This window comes from Caballeronia eucalypticola (genome assembly GCF_047608185.1).
Lineage (GTDB): Bacteria > Pseudomonadota > Gammaproteobacteria > Burkholderiales > Burkholderiaceae > Caballeronia.
Window position 1 is genome coordinate 287,216 of sequence record NZ_JBLKRU010000002.1, and the last position, 22,595, is coordinate 309,810.

17 protein-coding genes are annotated in these 22,595 nt (G+C 58.7%); 8 read left to right on the forward strand and 9 right to left on the reverse strand.

What is annotated here, in order from left to right; genetic code table 11:
* Positions 1 to 26: 26 nt before the first annotated feature.
* Complete coding sequence (locus ACMX25_RS03485) at positions 27 to 2,480, reverse strand: YadA family autotransporter adhesin (RefSeq protein ID WP_414948151.1); 2,454 nt, start codon at positions 2,478 to 2,480, stop codon at positions 27 to 29.
* Between the two features lie 517 nt (positions 2,481 to 2,997).
* Here ACMX25_RS03485 and ACMX25_RS03490 point away from each other — a divergent pair.
* The 4 genes from ACMX25_RS03490 to ACMX25_RS03505 all read left to right on the forward strand — a co-directional run bounded on the left by ACMX25_RS03490 (position 2,998) and on the right by ACMX25_RS03505 (position 7,035).
* The gene (locus ACMX25_RS03490; RefSeq protein WP_414948152.1) at positions 2,998 to 4,008 is read left to right on the forward strand and encodes a YVTN family beta-propeller repeat protein; all 1,011 of its coding nucleotides are present in this window, start codon (positions 2,998 to 3,000) and stop codon (positions 4,006 to 4,008) included.
* Positions 4,009 to 4,092: 84 nt separating this feature from the next.
* Complete coding sequence (locus ACMX25_RS03495) at positions 4,093 to 5,118, forward strand: sterol desaturase family protein (protein ID WP_414948153.1); 1,026 nt, start codon at positions 4,093 to 4,095, stop codon at positions 5,116 to 5,118.
* 225 nt (positions 5,119 to 5,343) lie between these two features.
* Positions 5,344 to 6,201 carry an EI24 domain-containing protein gene (locus ACMX25_RS03500; protein WP_414948154.1) on the forward strand — a complete coding sequence of 286 codons (858 nt, stop codon included), beginning with the start codon at positions 5,344 to 5,346 and terminating at the stop codon, positions 6,199 to 6,201.
* Between the two features lie 21 nt (positions 6,202 to 6,222).
* Positions 6,223 to 7,035 carry a competence/damage-inducible protein A gene (locus tag ACMX25_RS03505; protein WP_414948155.1) on the forward strand — a complete coding sequence of 271 codons (813 nt, stop codon included), beginning with the start codon at positions 6,223 to 6,225 and terminating at the stop codon, positions 7,033 to 7,035.
* 39 nt (positions 7,036 to 7,074) lie between these two features.
* Here ACMX25_RS03505 and ACMX25_RS03510 read toward each other — a convergent pair whose 3' ends face one another.
* Entirely contained in the window at positions 7,075 to 7,539 is a 465-nt protein-coding gene (locus tag ACMX25_RS03510) for a rhodanese-like domain-containing protein (RefSeq protein WP_414948156.1), read from the reverse strand.
* A gap of 365 nt (positions 7,540 to 7,904) precedes the next feature.
* Here ACMX25_RS03510 and glnA point away from each other — a divergent pair, with 365 nt between their 5' ends.
* The 3 genes from glnA (at position 7,905) to ntrC (ending at position 12,298) form a co-directional block, all read left to right on the forward strand.
* The gene (gene glnA, locus ACMX25_RS03515) at positions 7,905 to 9,320 is read left to right on the forward strand and encodes a type I glutamate--ammonia ligase (RefSeq protein ID WP_213763361.1); all 1,416 of its coding nucleotides are present in this window, start codon (positions 7,905 to 7,907) and stop codon (positions 9,318 to 9,320) included.
* Positions 9,321 to 9,501: 181 nt separating this feature from the next.
* Positions 9,502 to 10,647, forward strand: coding sequence for a nitrogen regulation protein NR(II) (gene glnL / locus ACMX25_RS03520; protein WP_414948157.1), 1,146 nt, complete (start codon positions 9,502 to 9,504; stop codon positions 10,645 to 10,647).
* A gap of 145 nt (positions 10,648 to 10,792) precedes the next feature.
* The gene (gene ntrC / locus ACMX25_RS03525) at positions 10,793 to 12,298 is read left to right on the forward strand and encodes a nitrogen regulation protein NR(I) (RefSeq protein WP_414948158.1); all 1,506 of its coding nucleotides are present in this window, start codon (positions 10,793 to 10,795) and stop codon (positions 12,296 to 12,298) included.
* Between the two features lie 143 nt (positions 12,299 to 12,441).
* Here the strand turns inward: ntrC and xth are convergent, their stop codons facing one another.
* From xth to ACMX25_RS03540, 3 genes are all read right to left on the reverse strand, one after another.
* Positions 12,442 to 13,218 carry an exodeoxyribonuclease III gene (gene xth / locus ACMX25_RS03530; protein WP_414948159.1) on the reverse strand — a complete coding sequence of 259 codons (777 nt, stop codon included), beginning with the start codon at positions 13,216 to 13,218 and terminating at the stop codon, positions 12,442 to 12,444.
* A gap of 159 nt (positions 13,219 to 13,377) precedes the next feature.
* The gene (locus ACMX25_RS03535) at positions 13,378 to 13,671 is read right to left on the reverse strand and encodes an addiction module antidote protein (RefSeq protein ID WP_414948160.1); all 294 of its coding nucleotides are present in this window, start codon (positions 13,669 to 13,671) and stop codon (positions 13,378 to 13,380) included.
* Positions 13,668 to 14,024, reverse strand: a complete 357-nt coding sequence (locus ACMX25_RS03540) for a type II toxin-antitoxin system RelE/ParE family toxin (protein ID WP_414948306.1) — start codon at positions 14,022 to 14,024, stop codon at positions 13,668 to 13,670. The genes ACMX25_RS03535 and ACMX25_RS03540 overlap by 4 nt, the downstream gene beginning before the upstream one ends.
* A gap of 257 nt (positions 14,025 to 14,281) precedes the next feature.
* On the opposite strand from ACMX25_RS03540, the gene ACMX25_RS03545 reads away from it, so the two are divergent.
* Positions 14,282 to 15,556: an amidohydrolase family protein gene (locus tag ACMX25_RS03545; protein WP_414948161.1), complete on the forward strand. Its 1,275-nt coding sequence runs from the start codon at positions 14,282 to 14,284 to the stop codon at positions 15,554 to 15,556.
* Between the two features lie 106 nt (positions 15,557 to 15,662).
* On the opposite strand, the gene ACMX25_RS03550 is transcribed toward ACMX25_RS03545, so the two are convergent.
* From ACMX25_RS03550 to fixL, 4 genes are all read right to left on the reverse strand, one after another.
* The gene (locus tag ACMX25_RS03550) at positions 15,663 to 17,804 is read right to left on the reverse strand and encodes a M3 family metallopeptidase (RefSeq protein WP_414948162.1); all 2,142 of its coding nucleotides are present in this window, start codon (positions 17,802 to 17,804) and stop codon (positions 15,663 to 15,665) included.
* A 186-nt stretch (positions 17,805 to 17,990) separates the two neighbouring features.
* Positions 17,991 to 18,854, reverse strand: a complete 864-nt coding sequence (folD, locus tag ACMX25_RS03555) for a bifunctional methylenetetrahydrofolate dehydrogenase/methenyltetrahydrofolate cyclohydrolase FolD (RefSeq protein WP_414948163.1) — start codon at positions 18,852 to 18,854, stop codon at positions 17,991 to 17,993.
* A 297-nt stretch (positions 18,855 to 19,151) separates the two neighbouring features.
* Positions 19,152 to 19,796 carry an oxygen response regulator transcription factor FixJ gene (gene fixJ, locus ACMX25_RS03560; RefSeq protein WP_414948164.1) on the reverse strand — a complete coding sequence of 215 codons (645 nt, stop codon included), beginning with the start codon at positions 19,794 to 19,796 and terminating at the stop codon, positions 19,152 to 19,154.
* Positions 19,793 to 22,321 carry an oxygen sensor histidine kinase FixL gene (gene fixL / locus ACMX25_RS03565; protein WP_414948165.1) on the reverse strand — a complete coding sequence of 843 codons (2,529 nt, stop codon included), beginning with the start codon at positions 22,319 to 22,321 and terminating at the stop codon, positions 19,793 to 19,795. Before fixL ends, fixJ begins: the two co-directional genes overlap by 4 nt.
* Between the last annotated feature and the right edge of the window lie 274 nt (positions 22,322 to 22,595).

Genomic DNA, 22,595 nt, shown 5'->3' on the forward strand with positions numbered 1-22,595 from the left:
CACTACCTCTACCTGACTGCGCTGAATTACCAGTGCATGCCCGCGCCGACGGAAACGCCGAACTGACCGCGCGTGCTCGTCGTGCCGCTGACCTTGTAGGCCCAGATGCCGTTCTCGGACAGTTGCGAAATCCCGATAGCAACAGCCGACTGTCCGCCGTAAGTGCCGCCGCCCAAGGCCACCATGCCACGGCCTGGCAATACCGCTTGTGGCAAGCCTGCGACTGCCAATGCTGCCGCCGTGCCGGCGTATGCGTCACGACGAGCACCTTCGGTCTGCGAGTCGGTGTAGTCGTTGGCCGACTTGAGCGTACTGCCCGCGCTTTGGTTCAACTGATTCACGTTGACCGCGTCGGTGCCTTGCGTGCCGGCTGCGACGTTCGTGATTTGACGCTCGCTCCCTGCCGCACCCACCGAAACCGTGTTCGCACGATCCGCGACTGAGTTCTGGCCCAGTGCTACTGTGTTGTTGGCAGTTGCTTGCGCACCGTTACCCAAGGCAACACCACCGGCGCCGGACGCCACCGAATTCTGGCCGACTGCTGTAGTGCTCTCGGCGGAAGCCTGAGCGCCGTTGCCCATGGCGACTGAACCTGTGCCGCTTGCCACGGCGTTTTGACCGAGCGCCATAGCGTTATCGGCTGTAGCCTGAGCGCCACTGCCCATTGCGATCGAGCCAGCGCCCGTAGCCACTGCCTGCGCACCTACCGCAACCGCCTTCGTGCCGGTGGCTGATGCCGCGTCTGTGCTGCGATCGCCATCTGCGCTGAATAAGGGGTCGCTGGCGTCGATCACGGCGTTATTGACAACATCGCCAACTGACGCGTTGACCTGACCGATAGCGTCGTTCAACTGGCCGACGTTCACGGCGTCGGTGGACTCCACGCCAGCTGCGACGTTGTGAAGCGCCGTTCCGCTGGTGCCTTCGAGAGTCACGCTGTCGTGATTGACTGAGCCGTCGGCATTGCGATCGTATTTGACCGCGCCTTCCGACGCGGTGGTCGCGTTCGCGATTGCCGCGGTCGTCTGGTCACTGACGGCCTGCAACTGTGCGACGTTCACAGCGTCGGTGTCCGCTGCGCCGGGCGCAACGCCGCTGATCGTGCGGCTACCGACGTTGACTTCACCCGTTGACGTCTGCGATCCGGTCAGACCATAAGCGGCGTACCCCGATTGAGCGCCGATGGTCGTTGCCGATCCCGCGCCGAGCGCGACACTATTCGCGTTGTTTGCGATCGCGTTATTGCCGATCGCGATGGAGTTTTCAAATGCGGCATTGGCGGAGTTGCCGACTGCGACTGCGCTTTCCCCCGCTGCGACAGCCTGGTAACCGCCAGCAAACGAGGTTGCGCCCTGTGCTTGTGCAGACGTGCCAATGGCAATTGCATCGGCTGCTGAGGCAACTGCAGCACGGCCGACGGCGATCGACTCTGTTTTGGTCGCCAATGCACCGGCGCCTACCGCTACCGAGTTTTCAGCGGCCGCCGAGTTACCGCCCACGGCGATCGCGTTATCCTGAGTTGCGTTCGCGAAGGCTCCAACCGCGACGCCGTTGAGGCCGCCAGCATTAGCATTGGTGCCAAGCGCACTTGACTGGGCGCCGGACGCGGTGGAGGAGTTGCCAACTGCGACTGCGCTTTCGCCTTGAGCGTCAGCCTTGTAACCGGCAGCAATCGAGTTTGCGCCCTGTGCTTGTGCAGACGTGCCAATGGCAATTGCATCGGCTGCCGACGCAGTAGCCAATGCGCCGAGCGCTACCGCGTTTGCTGCCGCTGAAGCAGAACCGGTGCCAATAGCGACCGAATCAGTGGCCTGTGCGTTTGCACCCGTGCCGAAAGCAATAGCATTACTTCCCTGCGCCTGTGAGGATGCACCGATGGCATTTGAACCATCACCTGTTGCAACCGCGTTTGCGCCAATACCGGTCGATTGTTCGCCGACGGCCGAAGCCGTGTCGCCGAGCGCTGTTGCGCTGTTTCCGGCGGCCGTCGATTCTGCACCAACCGCGACGGACCGGGCGCCGCCTGATGTTGCCTTTGTCCCTATTGCGGCACTGCTGTCGCCACTCGCGTAGGTTCCGCCACCCAAAGCCGTGGATGCATTTGCCGACGCATTTGCCCCCATGCCGTACGCGCTGGCGCCCGTATTTGCGTTAGCGAAGGAACCGGTGGCTGTCGCGCCAGTAGCTTTCGCGCGCGTGGCGTAGCCAATCGCGACCGAATTTTCGCCCGAAGCATTGTCCGGATTCGTGGAGGCATTAGGTCCAACGATGGTGGAGTTAGCACCTGTGCCCTCAGCTGCCCAGTCGTCAGCAGCATGAGCGCCAGACGCAACAGCAAGGCTGCCAACTCCAATTATCAACGCCTGCACTATCGCAAGCTTGCGCGCCGACGACCGCTTGGTCTTCGACTTCGACGTTTCGGAAGCCGCGACCCACGTGCCTGTTGATTCGTTCCAGACTGCTTTAAAGATTCTATTCATGAAAGAAGGATGTCTAACAATTTGACAAATACATGTCGGGTTGATCGGTGGATTCGATCACGTGAATGCCTGCCTGCTGTAAAGGGAGGCATTTGGACGCGATCGTTCCTTGGAACGAGGATCTCCCGCCTCGTAAGTTCTGGCCCGCTGGGGCGTCGGACAGCCTTCCTGCATTGCTACGTCCGGACTCAGAAGGTCGGGATGATCGCGGTTATGGTGTTTTCGAAATACACGATCTTTCCTAAAGTGATCGCAGTGAAGAAAATATAATTTGGATTGCAAAGTAAACTAAAAAATGGTCATTTTTTGTTGCGTATTTTTTCCATTCCAGCGCGCTCCATTTGTATGTGATTCTGTGTCTAGAAGGACCGGGAACACAGCTTCGATAAATGCTTCGGACCTGCTTCCGGGGCAGTTGCGGCGTCAATGTCGAAAAATGCCAAAAACCCGTTCTGGATCAACACTCTGGCCAGTGCAAACGTTCTACAATGACGGCTATTTTCCGACCTGGGTTTTCATGAGCAATTCTCTCCGTACTTGTTTCTCGCGCGCCACTGCTGCCACCGCTGCATCAATCGTTGCTTTTTCTGTCTCCGCACCGGTTTACGCCAACAACGTGATCGTGCTGAATTCCGGCGAGGCGACCCTGAGCCTCATCGACGAAGCGACTCGCCAGGTTGTGTCGACCATTCCGACCGGCAAGGAACCGCACCATTTGATGGCGACGCCCGACAACGGGTCGCTGATCGTGGCGAATTCGGTGTCGAACAATCTGATGTTCATCGACCCGAAGACGGGCAAGCCGCAACGCTGGGTTGAAAACATCGAGGATCCGTATCAAGTCGGATTTTCGCCAGACAAGAAGTGGTTCGTGTCGACCGGCTTGCGACTCGACAGGCTGGATATCTACCGTTACGACGGCGCGAATATCTCGATCGCCAAGCGCATACCGCTGGCGGTCATGCCTAGCCACATTGCATTCACGAATGACAGCAAGACGGCGCTCATCTCGCTGCAGGTATCCGGCGAAGTTGCGGCGATCGACCTGGCAACGCAAACGGTGAAATGGAAGATGAAGGTCGGGCCAGTGCCTGCCGGCCTGTGGATGACCCCGGGTGACAAATACCTGCTGGTGGGCATGACGGGCGCTGACTACGTCGCGGTGGTGGACTGGCGTAACCAGAAGATCGTGAAGACGATCAAGACGGGCAATGGCGCGCACAACTTCCGCTCGCTGGCGGACAGTAAACACGTCGTGGTGTCAAACCGGGTTGCGAGTACGATCAGCATCATCGATCAAGACTCGTTGACGAATGTCGGCGACATCACGGGTTTGCTGCCCGGTCCGGACGATATGGAACTTTCCGCTGACAAGCGTTATCTTTGGGTTACGTTCCGGTTTGCGAAGAAGATTGGCATTATTGATCTGACAAATCGCAAGCTTATCCAGACAATCGCTGTGGGCCGTTCTCCGCATGGCATCTACTTTTTCGACCGCGCGCCGGTGACAGGCCCGAATGGCGGCTGAGATCGACGGACGAAGAAGCGCTTGAATTGAAGTTTGAGGTGCCGCGAGGGAAACGGCGGCGCCTGGTAACAGTAACGGAGCACCATGTTTCATTCCATTTTTTCCCTGTTCGACACGTTCGTGTCAACGCTGCAGACGTGGCTGTACATCGACATCGTGCAGCCGTTTCTGTTCAAGGCCGGCCTGATGGGTTACGACGAAGACACCTATGACGCGCTTTATTGGGTGATCGTGGGCGTGCTCGAAGTGCTGATCATGTACGCGATCCTGCGACCGCTTGAAGCCTTGCGGCCTGCCGAAAGGTGGCAGAACAGGAAAGGCGTGCGAGTGGACGCGCTATATACATGGATCGTCAAACTGGGCATCCTGAACCTGTTCTTTTTCTTCACGTTCCAGCCATTCTTCGATGGCTTTCAAAGTTGGCTGCGGTTGCACAACATCGCCAATATCGAACTCGACAATCTTTGGCCGGGCGTGACTTCCCAGCCGATCATCGCGTTCGCTATTTACCTGGTCGTGCTCGATTTCGCCGGGTATTGGTATCACCGTATGGAACACCGGATTGGCATCTGGTGGGAATTGCACGCGGTCCATCACAGCCAGCAAAAGATGTCGCTGTGGACTGACGACCGGAATCATCTGCTCGACAACATCGTGCAAGCAGGCTTTTTCGCCGCTGTGGCGTTGGTGATCGGTGTACAACCGTCGCAGTTCGTGGTGCTGGTCGCCATCACTAATCTGATGCAAAGCGTGCAGCACGCGAATATTCGGATGCACTTCGGCTGGCTTGGCGAGCGCTTGCTTGTCAGCCCGACGTTCCATCGGCGGCACCATGCAATTGGCTATGGTCACGAGGGCACCACGTACGGATGCAACTTTGGCGTCCTGCTACCGTGGTGGGACATGATGTTCAGAAGTGTGTCGTGGAATCGGGAGCTTGAGCCGACCGGCATTCGCGATCAACTGTCGGTTGCCGACAAACCCGGACGCAATTACGGCGATGGCTTCTTCGAGCAGCACTGGCTAGCGTTCAAGCGCATTGGCGAGCGCATCGCGTCACATCGGGCAACCAGCGCGCCGGGTTCGGATTCGGACACAGCCGCCGTTTAAGCAGCCATACTTGATCAAAACCGGCTCGTTCAGGCGCTCCTGTCTGAGCGGGTGTGTTTTGTTGGAACCTGCTCAGTTTTTTGCGTCTCCGTCCTCGTCAAAACAACTTCGCCGGCTTCCAGCCGGCGAAGTTGTTTTGACTGGCAGCGTTAGCCAAACGGACGAGCAGCGCGCCATGCGCTCAGTGGTTTATCCTGTCTTCTTTCCCTTTCAGACGACCTTTGCATGAATGACTTGCTGCGTTCGTTCGTGCGCGCGCTCGCGAACGCTTTTCACCCGAGAATGCTGTGGCTGACATTCATGCCGTTCGCTGTGGCGACCGTTGCATGGGGCGCTCTCCTGTGGTTTTTCTGGCAAACGCTGACAGGCGCCGCGCGTAACTGGCTTGATGGCTGGGCGCTCACTTCCGCCATGTACCGCTTGTTCGATTCGATCGGGTTTTCGGCGCTGCACGCGGTGATTGCACCGTTTTTTATCGTGATCATGGCGATTCCGTTGATTGTCGTGACCATTTTGCTGCTCATCGCGACGCTTTCAATGCCTTCTGTGATCAAGCTGCTGACGCGGCGTCAGTACGCGTCGCTTGAAATGAGGCGCGGGGGTTCCTGGTACGGGAGTCTTGGGCATTCAGTGATCACCACGGGCGTATGTCTTGTTCTGCTGGTTGTGACGTTGCCGCTGTGGCTGATCCCGCCTTTTTTCGCGATCATTCCGCCTGTTTTGTGGGGCTGGCTGACTTATCGCGTCATGACTTACGACGCACTCGCGTTGCATGCCAGCGCAGAGGAGCGCCGGGCTATCGTGCGTCGTGCGCGCTGGCCGTTGTTCGGGATCGGCGTGATCAGCGGGCTGCTGGGTTCGTTGCCAACCATGCTGTGGGCGTGGTCGGTGTGGCTGCTGCCCTTGTTTCCGGTCATCGCGGCGGCAACCATCTGGATCTACGCATTCATTCTCGTTTTTTCGGCGCTTTGGTTCGCGCACTATTGCCTGCATGCGCTGGAGCGCCTGCGGACGGAAACTACCGCTGCGCCGCCTCCATTGAACGGTCCGGGCGCGGCGGCCAAGTTCCGAATTTCCGGCTAATTTCAAGATCAGGGAGCATTCATGGGCTTTGGCATGATCATCATTGGCGACGAGATATTGTCCGGTCGAAGGACCGACAAGCATCTGCCAAAAGTTATCGAATTATTGTCGGCGAGGGGATTGTCGCTGGAGTGGGCCGAATATATTGGCGACGACCGTGAACGCATCACGGCTACGCTCAAGCGCGCGTTCGCATCGGGCGATGTCGTGTTTTCAACGGGTGGGATTGGTGCGACGCCCGACGACCACACGCGTCAATGCGCGGCCGCAGCGCTTGGCGTGCCGCTTGAGTCGCATCCGGAAGCGGCCGAACTGATTCGGGCGCGGATCAGGGAAACAGCGGGTGACAAACCGGCGGATCTCAATTTGCCGGAGAACCTGCATCGGTTGAACATGGGCACGTTCCCGAAGGGCGCGAGCATTATCCCGAACAGCTATAACCGGATCCCTGGTTTCTCGGTCGGGAACATTCATTTCGTGCCTGGCTTTCCTGTCATGGCATGGCCAATGATTGAATGGGTGCTGGACACGAAATTCGCGGACCTTCACCACGCAACGCCTTATGTAGAGCGTTCAGTATTGGTGTTCGGTCTACCGGAATCACGCATCACGCCGTTGATGGAGTCAATCGAGCGCGATTTCGCGGGGGTGCGCGTGTTCAGCTTGCCAAGCGTCGGCGACGCGACGCGCGGGGAGATTTACGGGCGTGCTCACATTGATCTGGGTGTCAAAGGTGAGCCGGAAGCGGCGAACGCCGCGTTTGCCCGGTTACGTGAGGGTGTGGCGGCGCTCGGCGGCGAGATAGTGGAGATTGAACCGGGCGCAGCGGCTTAAGCCACTCAAGTCACGGAGTCGCCCCGGCATTCAGAGGATTCAAGCGCCGATCCAGGGCAGGCCACGAAAGCACCAGCCGGATACGGTTTTGCGATGTCCCTGGCCGTCCTTGTCGCCCTCAAAGCCTTCGAGCAGGTCGAAAGCTTTGGTAAAACCCTCCTTGTGAGCTAGGACCGCGGCGAGTTTCGACCGCGCGGCGCTACGGCAGAGGAACAGGACGGGGGTGTCGGGCGAGGTCACTTCGCGCAACTGCTCCATAAACGCTGCGTTTGGGACAGAGCCGGGGTATTGGATCCACTCAACGTGCGAGTACTGGGCGGTGTCAATGGCCGGACGGCCAACCCAATCGAGCTCGGCACGCGTGCGCACATCGACCAGGCGAACGGAAGGATCGAGCTGAAGAAGTTCGAAAGCCTCCGCGGGCAGAATGGCGCCCGCGTAGGGCAACTGGTCTTGAACGGCGCGTTGCGTGGCCTGGGCGTACAACTGCTCGAGCGTGCTCATGGACGAGGTCTCCAATCGGACATTTTAATCAGGCATTCTAGCGTGCTGTCGGCGCTTCGATCATGCGCGGTCGGCTGGGTGGTAGAACGCATCGGACTGGTGCGAGGCATTTGAATTGCCCCGAATCGGTGCTAACGTTACGGGTCTCAGTTTTCGATGCACCGAATATGTGCATGACAATGCGGTTTTGATCGAGTAAGCCCCTTGAAGGGTGGTGGTGCTTCCCCGAAAAAGCGCGCAGCTTCAATTGCTTAGCGCAATACTGGTGCACTTGGCATGGAAGCTGCTTTCGACTCTACCGATGGTTTCGAATCGGTTAGGCGGCGAATTGAGTTCGTCGACTTTTGTTAATCAGGAGATAGGTAATGAGCAAATCCGTGGCCGACGTCATGCAACTCGTCAAGGACGAGGACGTCAAGTTTGTCGACTTCCGTTTCACCGACACGCGCGGTAAAGAACAACACGTTTCGGTGCCGGTTTCGGCATTCGACGAAGACAAGTTTGAAAGCGGCCACGCTTTCGATGGTTCGTCTATCGCCGGCTGGAAGGGCATCGAAGCGTCGGACATGCTGCTGATCCCGGATGCGGATACCGCGTTCATCGACCCGTTCTATGAAGAGTCGACGCTCGTGATGTCCTGCGACGTGGTGGAACCGGCGGATGGCAAAGGCTACGAACGCGATCCGCGTTCGCTGGCAAAGCGCGCTGAAGCCTATCTGAAGAGCTCGGGTCTGGGCGACGCCGCTTTCTTCGGTCCGGAACCTGAATTCTTCATTTTCGACTCGGTTCGCTGGAGTGCAGATCAGTCGGGTTGCTTCGTCAAGATCGGTTCGGAAGAAGCACCGTGGTCTTCGTCGATGGAATTCGAAGGCGGCAACACGGGTCATCGTCCGGGCACGAAGGGCGGTTATTTCCCGGTTGCCCCGGTTGACACGTTCCAGGACATCCGTTCGGAAATGTGCCTGTTGCTTGAGCAAATTGGCATTCCGGTCGAAGTGCACCACCACGAAGTGGCGGGCCAGGGCCAGAACGAAATCGGCACGAAGTTCTCGACGCTGGTTCAACGCGCCGACTGGACGCAGCAACTCAAGTACATCGTCCATAACGTGGCGCACACGTACGGCAAGACGGCTACGTTCATGCCGAAGCCGGTCGTGGGCGACAACGGTTCGGGTATGCACGTTCACCAGTCGATCTGGAAGGACGGCAAGAACCTGTTTGCCGGCGACGGATATGCAGGCCTGTCGGAATTCGCGTTGTTCTACATCGGCGGCATCATCAAGCATGCTCGCGCGCTGAACGCAATCACGAACCCGTCGACGAACTCGTACAAGCGTCTCGTGCCGCACTTCGAAGCACCGGTGAAGCTCGCCTACTCGGCGAAAAACCGTTCGGCTTCGATCCGCATTCCGCACGTGTCCAACCCGAAGGGCCGCCGTATCGAAACGCGTTTCCCGGATCCGATGGCGAACCCGTACCTGTGCTTCTCGGCACTGATGATGGCCGGGCTGGATGGCGTGCAGAACAAGATCCATCCGGGCGAAGCTGCCGATAAGAACCTGTACGACCTGCCGCCGGAAGAGGATGCAAAGATCCCGACCGTGTGTGCCGGCCTCGACGAAGCGCTGGACGCGCTTAACGCTGATCGTGAGTTCCTGACGGTCGGCGGCGTGTTCACCGACTCCATGCTCGACGCGTATATCGAACTGAAGACGAATGAATTGCAGCGCTATCGCCAGGCTGTGCATCCGATCGAGTTCGAAATGTACTACTCGCTGTAAAGCGCGTTGCATGGCGCACGCGCTTCTTCGTTCGCTGTCTTACGGAGAAGTGCGTTGCGTGACGCGAAGCAGGAGTATCGGATGATCAAAAAGGGACGGCGTGCCGTCCCTTTTTTTAATCGCCGGCACTTCTCCTGACAAGTTTCAAGACGGGGTCTTAAAGACGGGGTCTCACTGCACGATGGTTCTCAAGAATCTCATCAAGGCGAGAAAGAGTCCTCCCGACAATTCGTTGTCCGACGACGCCACGCTCGTCGCTACGCATTTGCTGCCGGGCATGGAAGCACTGCCCACGGTCGTACTTGTGCTCGACAAGTCGAGCCTCAAGATCGCATTCGCGAATCCGTCGGCCGAAGCCATGCTCGAGCGCTCGCGCAAGCAACTGGCTCAAACCTCATGGCCCGAACTGTTCGCCAATGCAGACGAACTGGTGACGACCATTGCGTCGATTGCCGATCATCGTTTCAACGCAACGCATCTTGACGCCGTGCTCGAACGTCCCGGCCGCGAGCCGCTGCATGTTCACGCGATAGTCGCGTATCTGGAAGTTGCACCGAATTACGTGCTGCTCGAGCTATTCGAGAACGAGCGGCATTTGAAGACCGACCGCGAAGAGCGTATTCATGATCTCACCGCGGTCAACAAGCAACTGATTCGCAACCTCGCGCATGAGATCAAAAATCCGCTTGGCGGCATTCGAGGCGCAGCGCAACTACTCGAGTTTGAGTTAGGCGCGCGTGAACGCGACGAGTTGCGCGAGTACACGCAGGTGATCATCAAGGAATCGGATCGGCTGCAAACACTGGTGGACCGATTGCTTGAGCCGCATCGGCATCCGCATATTGTTGGTGACGTGAACATTCACGAAGTATGCGAACGCGTGCGCGCTGTGATTCTCGCGGAGTTTCCGCGTGGCCTTACGCTTGATCGCGATTACGACGTGAGCGTGCCCGACTTGCGAGGCGACAAAGAGCAGCTCATCCAGGCATTGCTAAACATCGTGCGTAATGCGGCGGAAGCGTTGCGCGAACGCATTTCACAAGGCGATGCGCGTATCGAACTACGTACGCGCATTGCGCGCAAAGTGACAATCGGCAAGCGCCTGCACAAACTGGCACTGGACTTGCATATCACTGACAACGGTCCCGGCATCCCGGAAGAGATACGCGACCGGATTTTTTATCCGCTCGTGTCCGGGCGGGAAGATGGAAGTGGACTGGGTCTTACGCTCGCTCAGACTTTCGTGCAGCAGCACGATGGGTTGATCGAAGTGGAAAGCAAGCCCGGTTGCACCGAGTTCACCATCTTGTTGCCGTTCGAAGGCTGACCGGACACCGATGAACGATCGACGCACCGAAGCATGGAGTTAAGGATCGATTACGAGGGTTCATCGACATTTTGAAAAGCGCTAGAGCGCCTGACCGTTTCGACGGGCTTAAACCGAACCACACGAAGACATCTCGCCGAACTATATGAAGCCGATCTGGATAGTAGACGACGACCAATCCATCCGCTGGGTGCTTGAAAAAGCGCTCGCAAGAGAGAACTTCGCTACGCGCAGTTTTTCCGGCGTCCGGGACGCGCTGACTGCGCTCGAACAGGAGAGTCCGCAAGTACTTGTGTCCGACATCCGCATGCCAGGCGGTTCCGGACTCGAATTGCTGCAAACCGTGCGCGACAAGTTGCCCGGTTTGCCGGTCATCATCATGACGGCGTTCTCCGATCTCGACAGCGCCGTGGCTGCGTTCCAAGGCGGCGCGTTTGAGTATCTGGCGAAGCCGTTCGACGTCGACAAGGCGGTTGAACTGATCCGCCGCGCCGTCGATGAAAGCATGCGCGGTGAAGCGGCCTACGACAATAGCGTCACCGAAACACCTGAAATGCTCGGGCAGGCGCCAGCGATGCAGGACATGTTTCGCGCAATTGGCCGTCTGTCACATTCCGCCGCCACTGTGCTCATCACGGGCGAATCAGGCACCGGAAAGGAGCTTGTTGCGCGCGCGCTGCACCGACATAGCCCGCGCGCGAACGGCCCGTTCATAGCATTGAACACCGCCGCGATCCCAAAGGATCTGCTTGAGTCCGAGCTGTTCGGTCACGAGCGCGGCGCGTTCACGGGTGCGCAGGCAATGCGGCAGGGGCGCTTCGAGCAAGCTGAAAACGGAACCTTGTTTCTCGATGAAATCGGCGACATGCCGTTCGATCTGCAGACGCGTCTGTTACGCGTGTTATCCGATGGGCAGTTTTATCGCGTAGGCGGCCACAACCCGTTGAAAGCGAATGTTCGCGTGATCGCGGCGACGCATCAGAACCTTGAATCGCGTGTGCGGCAAGGGCTGTTTCGAGAGGACTTGTATCACCGGCTTAACGTGATTCGCTTGCGCTTACCTGCGTTGCGCGAGCGCAGTGAAGACATTCCGCTACTTACGCGACATTTCCTGCAGAAAAGCGCACGTGATCTAGGCGTGGAGCCGAAGCGTGTATCGGAAGATGCGCTTGGGTTTTTGGCATCGCTGCCGTTTCCCGGCAACGTGCGGCAACTCGAAAACCTGTGTAACTGGCTGACTGTGATGGCGCCGGCGCAAACGATTGAGCAAAAGGATTTGCCGCCGGATCTCACGCCGACTCAGGAATACGCTGGCGAAAGCACTGCGTTGACGGCGTCTGCGGCGGAAAACGGCGGCGGGTCGAATTCGGCGCTTTCGGGTGGTGTCGGCGGTTTGCCGGCTTCGCTTGGTACGCCGCCTGCGGGCGTTCCCGCAAGCGTTTGGGAAAATGGCTTGCGGACCGAAGTCGCACGATTACTGCGCGAGAATACCGCCGATGTCATGGACGAACTCGCGCGCCGCTTTGAAGCTGCCGTGATTCGCGAGGCGTTGGACTTCACGCGGGGCCGGAAGGTGGAAGCGGCCGAGCGGCTGGGGATCGGGCGCAATACGATCACGCGCAAGATTCAGGAGCTGCATCTGGACGCTTGAGGTGAGTAGCGGAGGGCGTCTGACGACGCCCTCGCAACGGTTCTTCCAGACAGCAGCCTCAAGCCCCAAGTTGCAGGCAAGGCATAACGCAGTCGCCTACGCGCTTGGCATAGTTTCCGCGATCACTCGCCGTTCCCGACTCCTCAGTTAATCGTTGCGATCACTGGCGCGTGATCCGACGGCTGCTCCCACTTTCTCGGCACTTTGTCCACTTCGCACGCTGTGCACCGCGCGGCGAGTTCTGCCGTGACCAGAATGTGATCGATGCGCAGTCCCGCGTTACGCCGGAACCCGAGCATCCGATAATCCCACCACGTGTAAAGCTTCTCAGGCTGCTCGAACATACGGAAGGTGTCAGTGAGACCGAGTTCGATCAACTGCACGAAATGCGCGCGCTCTTCAGGCGAGACGAGGTTCTGGCCTTCCCACGCTTTCGGGTCGTGGACGTCGCGATCTTCCGGTGCAATGTTGTAGTCACCTAGAAGCGCGAGTTGCGGATACGTCTTCATCTCGCCTTCGATCCAGTCCCGAAGTGCTTCCAGCCATCGCATCTTGTAGGCGAACTTTTCGGTTCCCGGCGCCTGGCCGTTGGGGAAATAGGCCGAGATGATTCGCACGCCTCCGACGGTCACGGCAATCACGCGTTGCTGCGGATCCTCGAATGCCGGAATGTTGCGAACGATCGTGGTTTCGTCGACCGCCAGGCTGTCACGTACGAGAATGCCGACGCCGTTATAGGTCTTCTGCCCGGCGAACCAGCTTTTGTAGCCAACGGCCGCGAGTTCAGCGACGGGGAATTTGTCGTCGGTGAGCTTGAGTTCCTGCAAGCACAGCACGTCGACGCCGCTCGTTGCCAGCCAGTCGATGACATGCTGTTGGCGGACCTTGAGAGAGTTGACGTTCCAAGTGGCAATTTTCATTTGATTAGTGCAGAGATTGACTCTCGTCAGTGATGAGCCATAGGCGTGGATCTGTAGCCGGTTGTTGGCCTTTCAGCGCTATAAGCTGAGGCTCGATTAATTAAGGCTTGGGCGAAGCTTACCTGAGCCGCAGATCATGAGCCCGCAACGCGAAGGGCGTCATTGATGCACAGGTACGGCGACCAGTTTCACTCCCAACGCAGCGGCAACTTTTTGGATGGTTTCAAATCGGGGCTTCGCGCCTTCAGCCAGCGACTTGTACAGGCTCTCGCGTTGCACGCCGGCTTCGGAGGCAACTTTGGACATGCCGCGCGCTTTCACGATATCGGCAAAAGCCGCCAGGAGAATGTCGGGGTCGCCCGTGGCGAGCGCCTCGTTCAGATAGGCCGCGATGGCCTCTTCGCTATCGAGATAATCGGATGCGTCGAAAGCTGAAATGTGAGTCGGGTTCATTTCCGTTCCTGTCTGATTCGTTGCCACATGGCCTTCGCTCGGGCGATATCCAATGCCTGCCCTTGCTTGCTTCCTCCGGGCAACAGTAGATAAACCGTCAAGCCGTCACGCACGTAATACACACGACAGCCCGCGCCGGTGTGTATTCGCATTTCCCACACACTGCCGCCGACGTCATGACAATCGCCGAAATTTCCCAACGCGGCGCGTTTGATCCGAACCAGGATGGCGGCTCTTGCCAACACATCAGTCACGCCCAACAGCCAGACCGAAAAGTCGTGCGTTGATTGATTGTGTTCGTCATGCGTGTGGATCCCAAAGAGCGTTAAATGGGATGCCTTGATGAACTGTATCCTATTGGATACGAAAGCTCAAGACATCAATGGAACGGGTTGATTTGATCTGACTTGAACTTGATCACGCGCAACTGAGCATTGGAGGAGACTCGAAGGGGGCTATACACGCCGTCCTTCGTGCGAATGGAGTGTCAACTGTGATCGATCGGCGAAGCCTGGTGCAGTCGACCAAATGGCTAACGTCGCCAGCACACCGAAAATCGTGCTTTCTGTCCCGCTACAATCATCGAAACACTTGGAAAGAGGACAACCCCATGGACCTGGTCATTCGACGCGCAACGCTTGCGCATTCCCGCGATCTGGTGGACATCGGAATTGAAGGAGACCGTTTTGCTGCCATTGAGCCGCAGCTCGCGGCGAGCGCTCCGGAGGAAATTGATGCAGCGGGCTGTCTTGTCACCGCGCCGTTCGTCGATGCGCATTTCCACATGGATGCCACGCTGTCCTACGGATTGCCGCGCGTGAACGCGTCGGGCACGCTGCTGGAGGGAATCGCGTTATGGGGTGAACTGAAGCCCGAGCTGACGCAGGAAGCACTGATCGATCGGGCGATGCAGTATTGCGACTGGGCCGTCGCGCGTGGCCTGCTCGCGATCCGCTCGCACGTGGATGTGTGCGATCCGCGTCTGCTTGCCGTCGAAGCGTTGCTGGAAGTGAAGCGGCGCGTGAAGCCGTATCTGGACTTGCAACTCGTTGCGTTCCCGCAGGACGGTGTTTTGCGCAGCAAGGGCGCTTTTGAGAACCTTAAGCGTGCTATCTCGATGGGCGTGGATGTTGTCGGCGGAATTCCGCACTTCGAACGCACGATGTCCGATGGTGCCGAGTCCGTGCGTATCCTTTGCGAGTTCGCGGCGGAGAAGGGGCTGCGCGTGGACATGCATTGCGACGAGTCAGATGACCCGATGTCGCGTCATATAGAAACGTTGGCGGCGGAGACGCATCGCTTGGGTTTGCAGGGACGCGTCACGGGTTCGCATCTCACGTCGATGCATTCAATGGACAACTACTATGTGAGCAAGCTGATCCCGTTGATTCGCGATTCCGGCGTGGCCGCGATCGCGAATCCGCTGATCAACATCACGCTTCAAGGTCGCGCCGATACCTACCCAAAACGTCGAGGCATGACGCGCGTGCCGGAGTTAATCGCTGCAGGCGTGGACGTTGCGTTCGGCCACGACTGCGTGATGGACCCGTGGTATAGCCTAGGCTCCGGCGACATGCTGGAAGTGGCGCACATGGGATTGCACGTCGCGCAAATGACGGGCATTGACGCAATGCGCGCCGCGTTCGAGGCGGTCACGACAACGCCGGCGAAGATCCTGGGTATCGAAGGGTACGGAATTGCCGTGGGCAACAATGCGGATTGCGTGCTGCTGGATGCCCGTGATCCTGTGGAAGCCATTCGATTGCGTGCAGCGCGTACGGCTGTGCTTCGTCGAGGCAAGGTAGTTAGCCGCGCGCCTGCCATGCGGGCGAAACTCAGCCTGCAAGGGCGGCCGGAGGAAGTGAATTTTCGGCTGGATCGGTAAAGAGCGGCCTGATAAGACCGCAAGATAGCCGCATAAAAAAACCGTTCCAACTCGCGCTGGAACGGTCTTCTTCAATCATGCAAACAGCGTCGCCGCCATCCTGACCTCAATGTGCAGTCTCCGGCGACATGCCGTTATGCCGCAGCAGCGCATCGATATTCGGTTCCCGTCCGCGGAATGCCTTGAACGAGTCCATCGCTGGCCGGCTGCCGCCCACCTCGAGAATTTCCCGACGATACCGAATGCCCGTTGTCGCATCGAGCACCGATCCACCGGCAAGCTTCGCGGCCTCTTCGAATGCCGCGTACGCATCCGCCGACAACACTTCCGCCCATTTGTAGCTGTAATACCCGGCGGCATACCCACCCGCGAAAATATGCGTGAAGGTATTGGTCCAACGGGAGAAGGGCGCTTGCGGCACAACGTGGAAGCGCTCGTTGATTTCACGAGCAAAGTCGTTGACGTTAGTCGCGCCGGCCGGATCGTAGTCGCTGTGAAGCTGGATATCGAACATGGAAAGCACGATCTGGCGCAACGTGCCCAGACCGCTCTGAAAGTTCTTCGCGGCCAGCATCTTGTCGAAGAGTTCGCGCGGCAGCGTGGCGCCCGTGTCCACGTGCCCGGACATGTCGGTGAGTACGTCCCACTCCCAGCAGAAGTTCTCCATGAACTGCGACGGCAGTTCAACGGCATCCCACTCCACGCCGTTAATTCCCGACACTCCGAGTTCATCGACGCGCGTCAGCATGTGATGCAAGCCGTGGCCGAATTCATGGAACAGCGTGATGACTTCGTCGTGCGTAAAGCACGCGGGCTTGCCGCCAACGGGTGCAGAAAAGTTGCACGTCAGATACGCGACGGGCGTCTGTACACCGCCTTCACGGCGTTTGTGGCGTGAACGAGCGTCGTCCATCCAGGCGCCGCCGCGTTTGCCTTCGCGCGCGTACAGGTCCAGATAGAACTGCGCGACAAGCGAACCGTCCTTGTTTTCGACGCGGAAAAAACGTACTTCCGGATTCCAGACCGCGGCTTCATCGCGACGGATGCTCACGCCAAACAGCGTCTCCGTGACCTTGAACAAACCCTTCAGCACGGCCTCTTGCGGGAAATACTGCTTCACTTCGTTTTCCGAGAACGAATATCGCTGCTGGCGCAGGCGTTCGGCGGCGAACGTCGAATCCCACGGCTGCAATTCCGGCATGCCAAGCTCAGTCGCGGCGAACGCACGCAATTCCATCCAGTCTTTTTCCGCGTGCGGGCGCGCGCGCAGGGCGAGGTCCTCGAGGAACGCGACCACTTGCGCCGGCGATTCGGCCATCTTCGGCGCAAGCGATACTTCAGCAAAGTTCTGATACCCGAGCGCATGCGCTTCTTCGGCACGCAGTTTCAACTGTTCGACGACGTTCGCCGTGTTGTCCCATTCGGCCTTGCCGTTGCCGTAGTTCGCGCCCAGTTCGGACGCGCGCGTCACATACGCGCGATACATCGCTTCACGCAGCGGCCGATGCTCCGCGTACTGCATGACCGGGAAATACGAAGGGAAATGCAGCGTGAACTTCCAGCCCTCAACGCCTTCTTTCTGCGCGGCTTCGCGGGCCGCTTCGTTTACGTCTTCCGGCAAACCAGCAAGTTCGCTTTCCTTGGTGACGACGTACGAAAACGCGTTGGTGGCATCAAGGACGTGATCGGAGAATGCCTTCGATAACGCCGCCTGTTCTTCCTGAACGCGCGCAAAACGGGGTTTTTTATCTTCGGGCAACTCGGCGCCCGACAGACGGAAACCGCGCAACTCGTTGCTGAGCATTTTCTTCTGCTCGACGGACAGCGACGCGTGCTCTTCACCCGCAGCAATCGCCTTGTATTTCTCATAGAGCGCCAGATTCTGCCCGACGCTCGCGGAGAACTCCGTCACGCGCGGCAAATTTTCGGCGTGCGCGGCGCGCAATTCGGGGGTGTCGGCGACGGCGTTCAGGTGGCCGATCACGCCCCACGCACGCGACAGCCGCTCGCTCGCACGTTCCACGCTTTCCACAATGTCTCGCCACGTAGCCGGCGTTTCGGGTGCGCTGGCGTGATCGACGGCGGCTTTTGCATCGGCGAGCAGGACGTCGAGCGCGGGCGTGACGTGTTCCGGCTTGATGTCGTTGAAACGGGGCAAGTCGGAGAAGTCGAGCAGGGGGTTGCCTGTGGCTTGGGTCTGAGCCTGATTCGCTGGATTCGCGGTATTCGATGGTGTCGAACTGGACATGACTCTCCCGGTCTCGGATAAAAATGGATGCGACGATGAATGTAACGCCGCGCCCGACATAGCGTCTGACGCAGCGCGCGATTTCAACGAATGCGCTTTCTCTATTGTGGGGACGTCTTTGCCGATTCTCAAATCGATTCTGGCTAAGGCGGTGATTTACCCGATCGGCGTGTTCGCCCGACGGTTTTAATCCCGATCTTGCTGCATCGCGCGTTCAGCCGCTTCGATGGTATTCACCAGCAGCATGGTAATGGTCATCGGCCCGACGCCGCCCGGCACGGGTGTGATGAAACCGGCGACTTCTTTCACGCCCGCGAAATCCACATCGCCGCAGAGTTTGCCGTTCTCGTCGCGATTCATGCCGACGTCGATCACGGTTGCACCGGGTTTGACCATGTCGGCGGTCAGGATATTGCGCCGGCCGGTTGCCGCGACGACTACATCCGCGTTGCGCGTCAGCGCGGCCAGATCGCGCGTTTTGCTGTGCGTGATGGTGACCGTGGCGCCGGCTTCGAGCAGCAGCATGGCCATTGGCTTGCCGACGATGTTCGAGCGCCCGATCACGACAGCATTCGCGCCTTCCAGCGCGATCTTATGCGCTTCGAACATCTTCATGACGCCGTAGGGCGTGCACGGGCGGAACAGCGGTTTTCCGGTCATCAGCGCACCGGCGTTTTCGACGTTGAAACCATCGACGTCCTTGGCGGGAGCAATGGCTTCGATCACCTTGTGGCTATCGATATGTTTCGGTAACGGAAGTTGCACCAGGATGCCGTGTACGTTCGGGTCGTTGTTCAGGTCGTCGAGCCTCGTCAGCAATTCGCTTTCGGTCAGCGTGGACGGGAAACGATCGAATACCGAATGCAAACCGTTGTCCTGACAGGCTTTTACCTTATTGCGGACGTAAACCTCGCTGGCCGGATTTTCGCCCACGAGAATGACCGCCAGGCCGGGTTGCTGGCCACGTGCGGTCAGGGCGGCGGCACGCGTGGCGACATCGGCGCGAAGGGTCTTGGAGAGGGCATTGCCGTCGATGATTTGGGCAGTCATAGGAGGTCTGGGCGGAGGAGAAATCCGCTGATTTTCTTGAGGGCGCAGGGTCGCAGGAGGCCTGTTGCGACAGCGTGGCGCGGCGTTGCGGTCGGTTTTTAATTATACCGGACGGGGATTTTTGCTGGCGCGGACGAGCGGGGGAGGTACTTGGAGGAATAACCGGTTCAGCTTGCGGCCGAGCGGCAAAGAAGCGTTGCGGATGAACCATGACTCCGCGCTCGTACGGCCGAAACGAAAACACGTACGGCCGAGGGACAAACTATGCCCCCGGCGCAGAGAAAAAACGATGAGATCTTACTGAGCTTGCGCCTGCGGCTTGTTGGACAGTGCCAGCCTGAGCAAATCCGCAACCGTGTTCACGGAAAGCTTCTCCATGATATTCGCGCGGTGCGCTTCAACCGTCTTGATACTGATACCAAGATCATCGGCGATCTGCTTGTTCAGGCGGCCCGCGATAATGCGCTCCAGAACCTGATGCTCACGCGCCGTCAGCTTGCCCAGCCGCTCAGCCGCAGCACGCTGCTGCTGCACGCTGGAACTCTCGGTACGCGCCTTGTTCAGCATGCGTTCAACCAGCTTGCGCAACTCGGCTTCATCGAATGGCTTTTCGATGAAATCCATCGCGCCCTTCTTCATGGTCGAGACGGCCATGGGCACGTCGCCGTGACCCGTCACGAAGATGATCGGCAGCAGCGAATTTTCCGCGATCAGCCGTTCCTGCAACTCGAGACCGCTCATGCCCGACATCCGAACGTCCAGGATCAGGCACGAGATCGCGCCTGAATGGGCGATCGGGAGGTACGCATCGAGGTACGCTTCAGCGCTCGCAAAGCACGAGACGCGGTAGCCATTGGCTTCAAGCAGCCAGCGCAAAGAATCACGCACGGCTTCATCGTCGTCGACGACAAAGACGGTTTCCTGAGTGGTGACTGTGCTCATAGCTCTCCCGTAACAGTTTGTTGTGTGGGTTGATGACTGAGAGCTTCCGATCCGCTACTGCCTGGACCATCGGCTTCTCCGATTGGCAAACTGCAATGGAATGTGGCGCCCGTAACGTTGCCCGAGGCATCGATATTGTTCACCACCCAAAGACGTCCACGATGCGATTCAATGATCGATCGGCAAATGTTCAAGCCCATGCCCATGCCATCGGACTTGGTGCTGTAGAAGGGTTCAAACAGGCGTTCCGCCGTGGCTTCGTCCACACCCGGCCCCTGGTCCACCACGCTCACGCAGACAAACCCGCCGTCCACGCGCTGCACGACCACGCGGATCACGGGATCGACGGCGTTCGGCTTGGCATCGTGCATGGCTTCCGCGGCGTTTTTCAGCAAGTTCACGAGCACTTGCTCGATCAGAACCGGATCCACATGGATCACCGGCATGCGCGAGCGGATCTCGGTGAGAATGCGAATCTTGCGTTTACGCGCTTCGATTTCCGCCAGGCCAACAGCGTCCGCAACGATATCCGCCACGCGAGTAGGCTGCCGTTTCGGTTCGCTGCGTTTCACGAATTCGCGAATGCGCTTGATGATCATGCCAGCGCGCACCGCTTGCTGCGCCGTTTTTTCAAGCACCGGCAATAACGCTTCCTGCGTCATGCGGCCCGATTTGACCAGCGCGACGCACCCCGAACAATAGTTGTTGATTGCGGCCAAAGGCTGGTTCAGCTCGTGCGCCAGCGACGAGGCCATTTCGCCCATCGTCATCAAACGGCTGGTGAACTGCAGCTTTTCTTCCTGCTGATCGGCGAGTTCCTGCGCCTGCTTGCGCGTGGTGATGTCGGTGGCGATCTGCATCTGTGCGAGGTGACCGTCCACCCACTGAATGTATTGGCGGCGAACTTCGAACCACTTCTGGATGCTCTCCACATACACTTCTTGCGCATCCGATGTGCTTTCGGTCAACGCGGTAGCGGGCAGGCCGGCGTAGGTATCGACCATATCGATGGAGTCCGACGACGTCTGCGCGGTATCGAATCCCGCACCAGCCAGTTCGAGATGACCGTCCGGGCGAATCCCGAACAAGTGCCGGTAATAGCGGTTTGCAAACAGCAGTTCGGCTTCGTCGGCAGCGAGCACGGATACGGCCGCGTCGAGACTTTCGAGCACGGTGGTAAAGCGTTCGTGCGCGGCGGCGAGATCTTCGCGGGCGCGGCGCGGCTCGGTGATGTCGGTCATGGACGACATCCAGCCGGTCTGGCGGCCCGAACTATCAATCAGCGGCGACACATAAAGCCGCGCGTGGAAGAACGAACCGTCCTTGCGGCGCACGCGCAATTCGAAGCCGGACGAGGGCGCCTTGCCGCGCAAGGTCATGTCCAGTTGCCGCTGCATTTCCGGATACGCGTCTTTCGGCCAGTACGGAAAGGGCGCCACTTTGGACACGAGATCGCTTTCGTCCCAGCCGGTCATCCGGCAAAACGCGGGATTCACGTGCGTGATCCGGCCGTGCATGTCGAGCACGCGCATGCCGATCAGCACGGAGTTTTCCATCGCGCGGCGGAAGAACGCCTCGGCGTAGAGCGCTTGTTGCGCCTCAAAGCGTTGCCGCGTGTGTTTCCACAGGCTCCACAAACTCCACAACACAAAACATGACAAACCGGCGACGAGCCAGACAAGCGTGTTGTTGGTGAAGTTCGTGAGTTGCGGATACGAATAAACGCGTACCGACACCCCTTGGCCCGGTGGATCGAGCGGCAGGTCGTAGAACATGTCGCGCGGCAGACGCGGCCGGCTGGAAGTGGTCGCGAGCTCGCGATTGTTCAGGTCGGTGATCGAAATCTTGTACTTCGCGGAGAGTTCGCTGGGGATGTCGTGCTTGAGAATCCCTTCGATGGAAAACACCGCCGCAATGGACCCGAGGAAATCGCGGTCGCGATAAACCGGCGTCTGCAACGTGATGTAGCCGTTGCCTAAATCGTCGTATAGAAGCGGGGAGTAAACCTGACGGCGGCTGGTGCGGGCTTCATCGAAGGCTGACTGAACGGCGTCGTCCATCTGCGCGTCGGTGGGCTTGGCAAGCCGTGAACCGAGGATAGGCAGCGGCGTATTCGGCCAGCGCGGCTTATGTTGCGCCGTGTACCAGTTCATGTAGAGGATCTCGGGATGCCCCTGCATGATGTCGCCCGTGGAACTCTGGAACGACGCCGGGTCTCCGTGGCCACTCGCGATGTCGCGAGCCAGTGCCTGGATCTGCTCCTGCGCGCCAGTCATGGAAAGCCTGATTTGCTGCTGCGCCCAAGCCACGTTACGGTAGAGCGTGTCTTCCTGTTGTTGCTGTTCGCGCCGGTTGAGACTCCACAAGATCAGGCTCATCACGACGAGGAACACCAGGATCGAGATCAGTGGGGTCAGCAAGTACGAGTTCGACCACCACGGTCCGTGGTGCCAGCGGGTCGGCGCCGAGTCGTTGGGTTTGCCCCGCGATCGCGCCGAGCGTGCGAAAAGCCGTTCGGTCAACATGCGCGCAATTGTAACGCAGCGCCACACTGTTAAATGGCGTAAAAAGTCTTGAAAAGGCCCGCAATTGATCGCAAGGACACCAACGAGACCATCAAAAAGTCCTTGTCCCACGGTGCGTTGCAGCATTTTTCCGCATTATGAGATTGAGTCTCATGATTCGAAATATTGCTTGCACTACAGTTCGGAGGCTCTTTAGAATTGCCGCACGCGCGCTTGTCCCTCATTGTTTTCCGCAACTATGTCTTGCGGATGGCTTAAAGGCTCGCGTCGTCTG

What these genes read in the sequence shown, in the direction of transcription:
- ACMX25_RS03485 (WP_414948151.1), bottom strand. Translation starts at nt 2,480, where the DNA reads ATGAATAGAATCTTTAAAGCAGTCTGGAACGAATCAACAGGCACGTGG.
- ACMX25_RS03490 (WP_414948152.1), top strand. Translation starts at nt 2,998, where the DNA reads ATGAGCAATTCTCTCCGTACTTGTTTCTCGCGCGCCACTGCTGCCACC.
- ACMX25_RS03495 (WP_414948153.1), top strand. Translation starts at nt 4,093, where the DNA reads ATGTTTCATTCCATTTTTTCCCTGTTCGACACGTTCGTGTCAACGCTG.
- ACMX25_RS03500 (WP_414948154.1), top strand. Translation starts at nt 5,344, where the DNA reads ATGAATGACTTGCTGCGTTCGTTCGTGCGCGCGCTCGCGAACGCTTTT.
- ACMX25_RS03505 (WP_414948155.1), top strand. Translation starts at nt 6,223, where the DNA reads ATGGGCTTTGGCATGATCATCATTGGCGACGAGATATTGTCCGGTCGA.
- ACMX25_RS03510 (WP_414948156.1), bottom strand. Translation starts at nt 7,539, where the DNA reads ATGAGCACGCTCGAGCAGTTGTACGCCCAGGCCACGCAACGCGCCGTT.
- glnA (WP_213763361.1), top strand. Translation starts at nt 7,905, where the DNA reads ATGAGCAAATCCGTGGCCGACGTCATGCAACTCGTCAAGGACGAGGAC.
- glnL (WP_414948157.1), top strand. Translation starts at nt 9,502, where the DNA reads ATGGTTCTCAAGAATCTCATCAAGGCGAGAAAGAGTCCTCCCGACAAT.
- ntrC (WP_414948158.1), top strand. Translation starts at nt 10,793, where the DNA reads ATGAAGCCGATCTGGATAGTAGACGACGACCAATCCATCCGCTGGGTG.
- xth (WP_414948159.1), bottom strand. Translation starts at nt 13,218, where the DNA reads ATGAAAATTGCCACTTGGAACGTCAACTCTCTCAAGGTCCGCCAACAG.
- ACMX25_RS03535 (WP_414948160.1), bottom strand. Translation starts at nt 13,671, where the DNA reads ATGAACCCGACTCACATTTCAGCTTTCGACGCATCCGATTATCTCGAT.
- ACMX25_RS03545 (WP_414948161.1), top strand. Translation starts at nt 14,282, where the DNA reads ATGGACCTGGTCATTCGACGCGCAACGCTTGCGCATTCCCGCGATCTG.
- ACMX25_RS03550 (WP_414948162.1), bottom strand. Translation starts at nt 17,804, where the DNA reads ATGTCCAGTTCGACACCATCGAATACCGCGAATCCAGCGAATCAGGCT.
- folD (WP_414948163.1), bottom strand. Translation starts at nt 18,854, where the DNA reads ATGACTGCCCAAATCATCGACGGCAATGCCCTCTCCAAGACCCTTCGC.
- fixJ (WP_414948164.1), bottom strand. Translation starts at nt 19,796, where the DNA reads ATGAGCACAGTCACCACTCAGGAAACCGTCTTTGTCGTCGACGACGAT.
- fixL (WP_414948165.1), bottom strand. Translation starts at nt 22,321, where the DNA reads ATGTTGACCGAACGGCTTTTCGCACGCTCGGCGCGATCGCGGGGCAAA.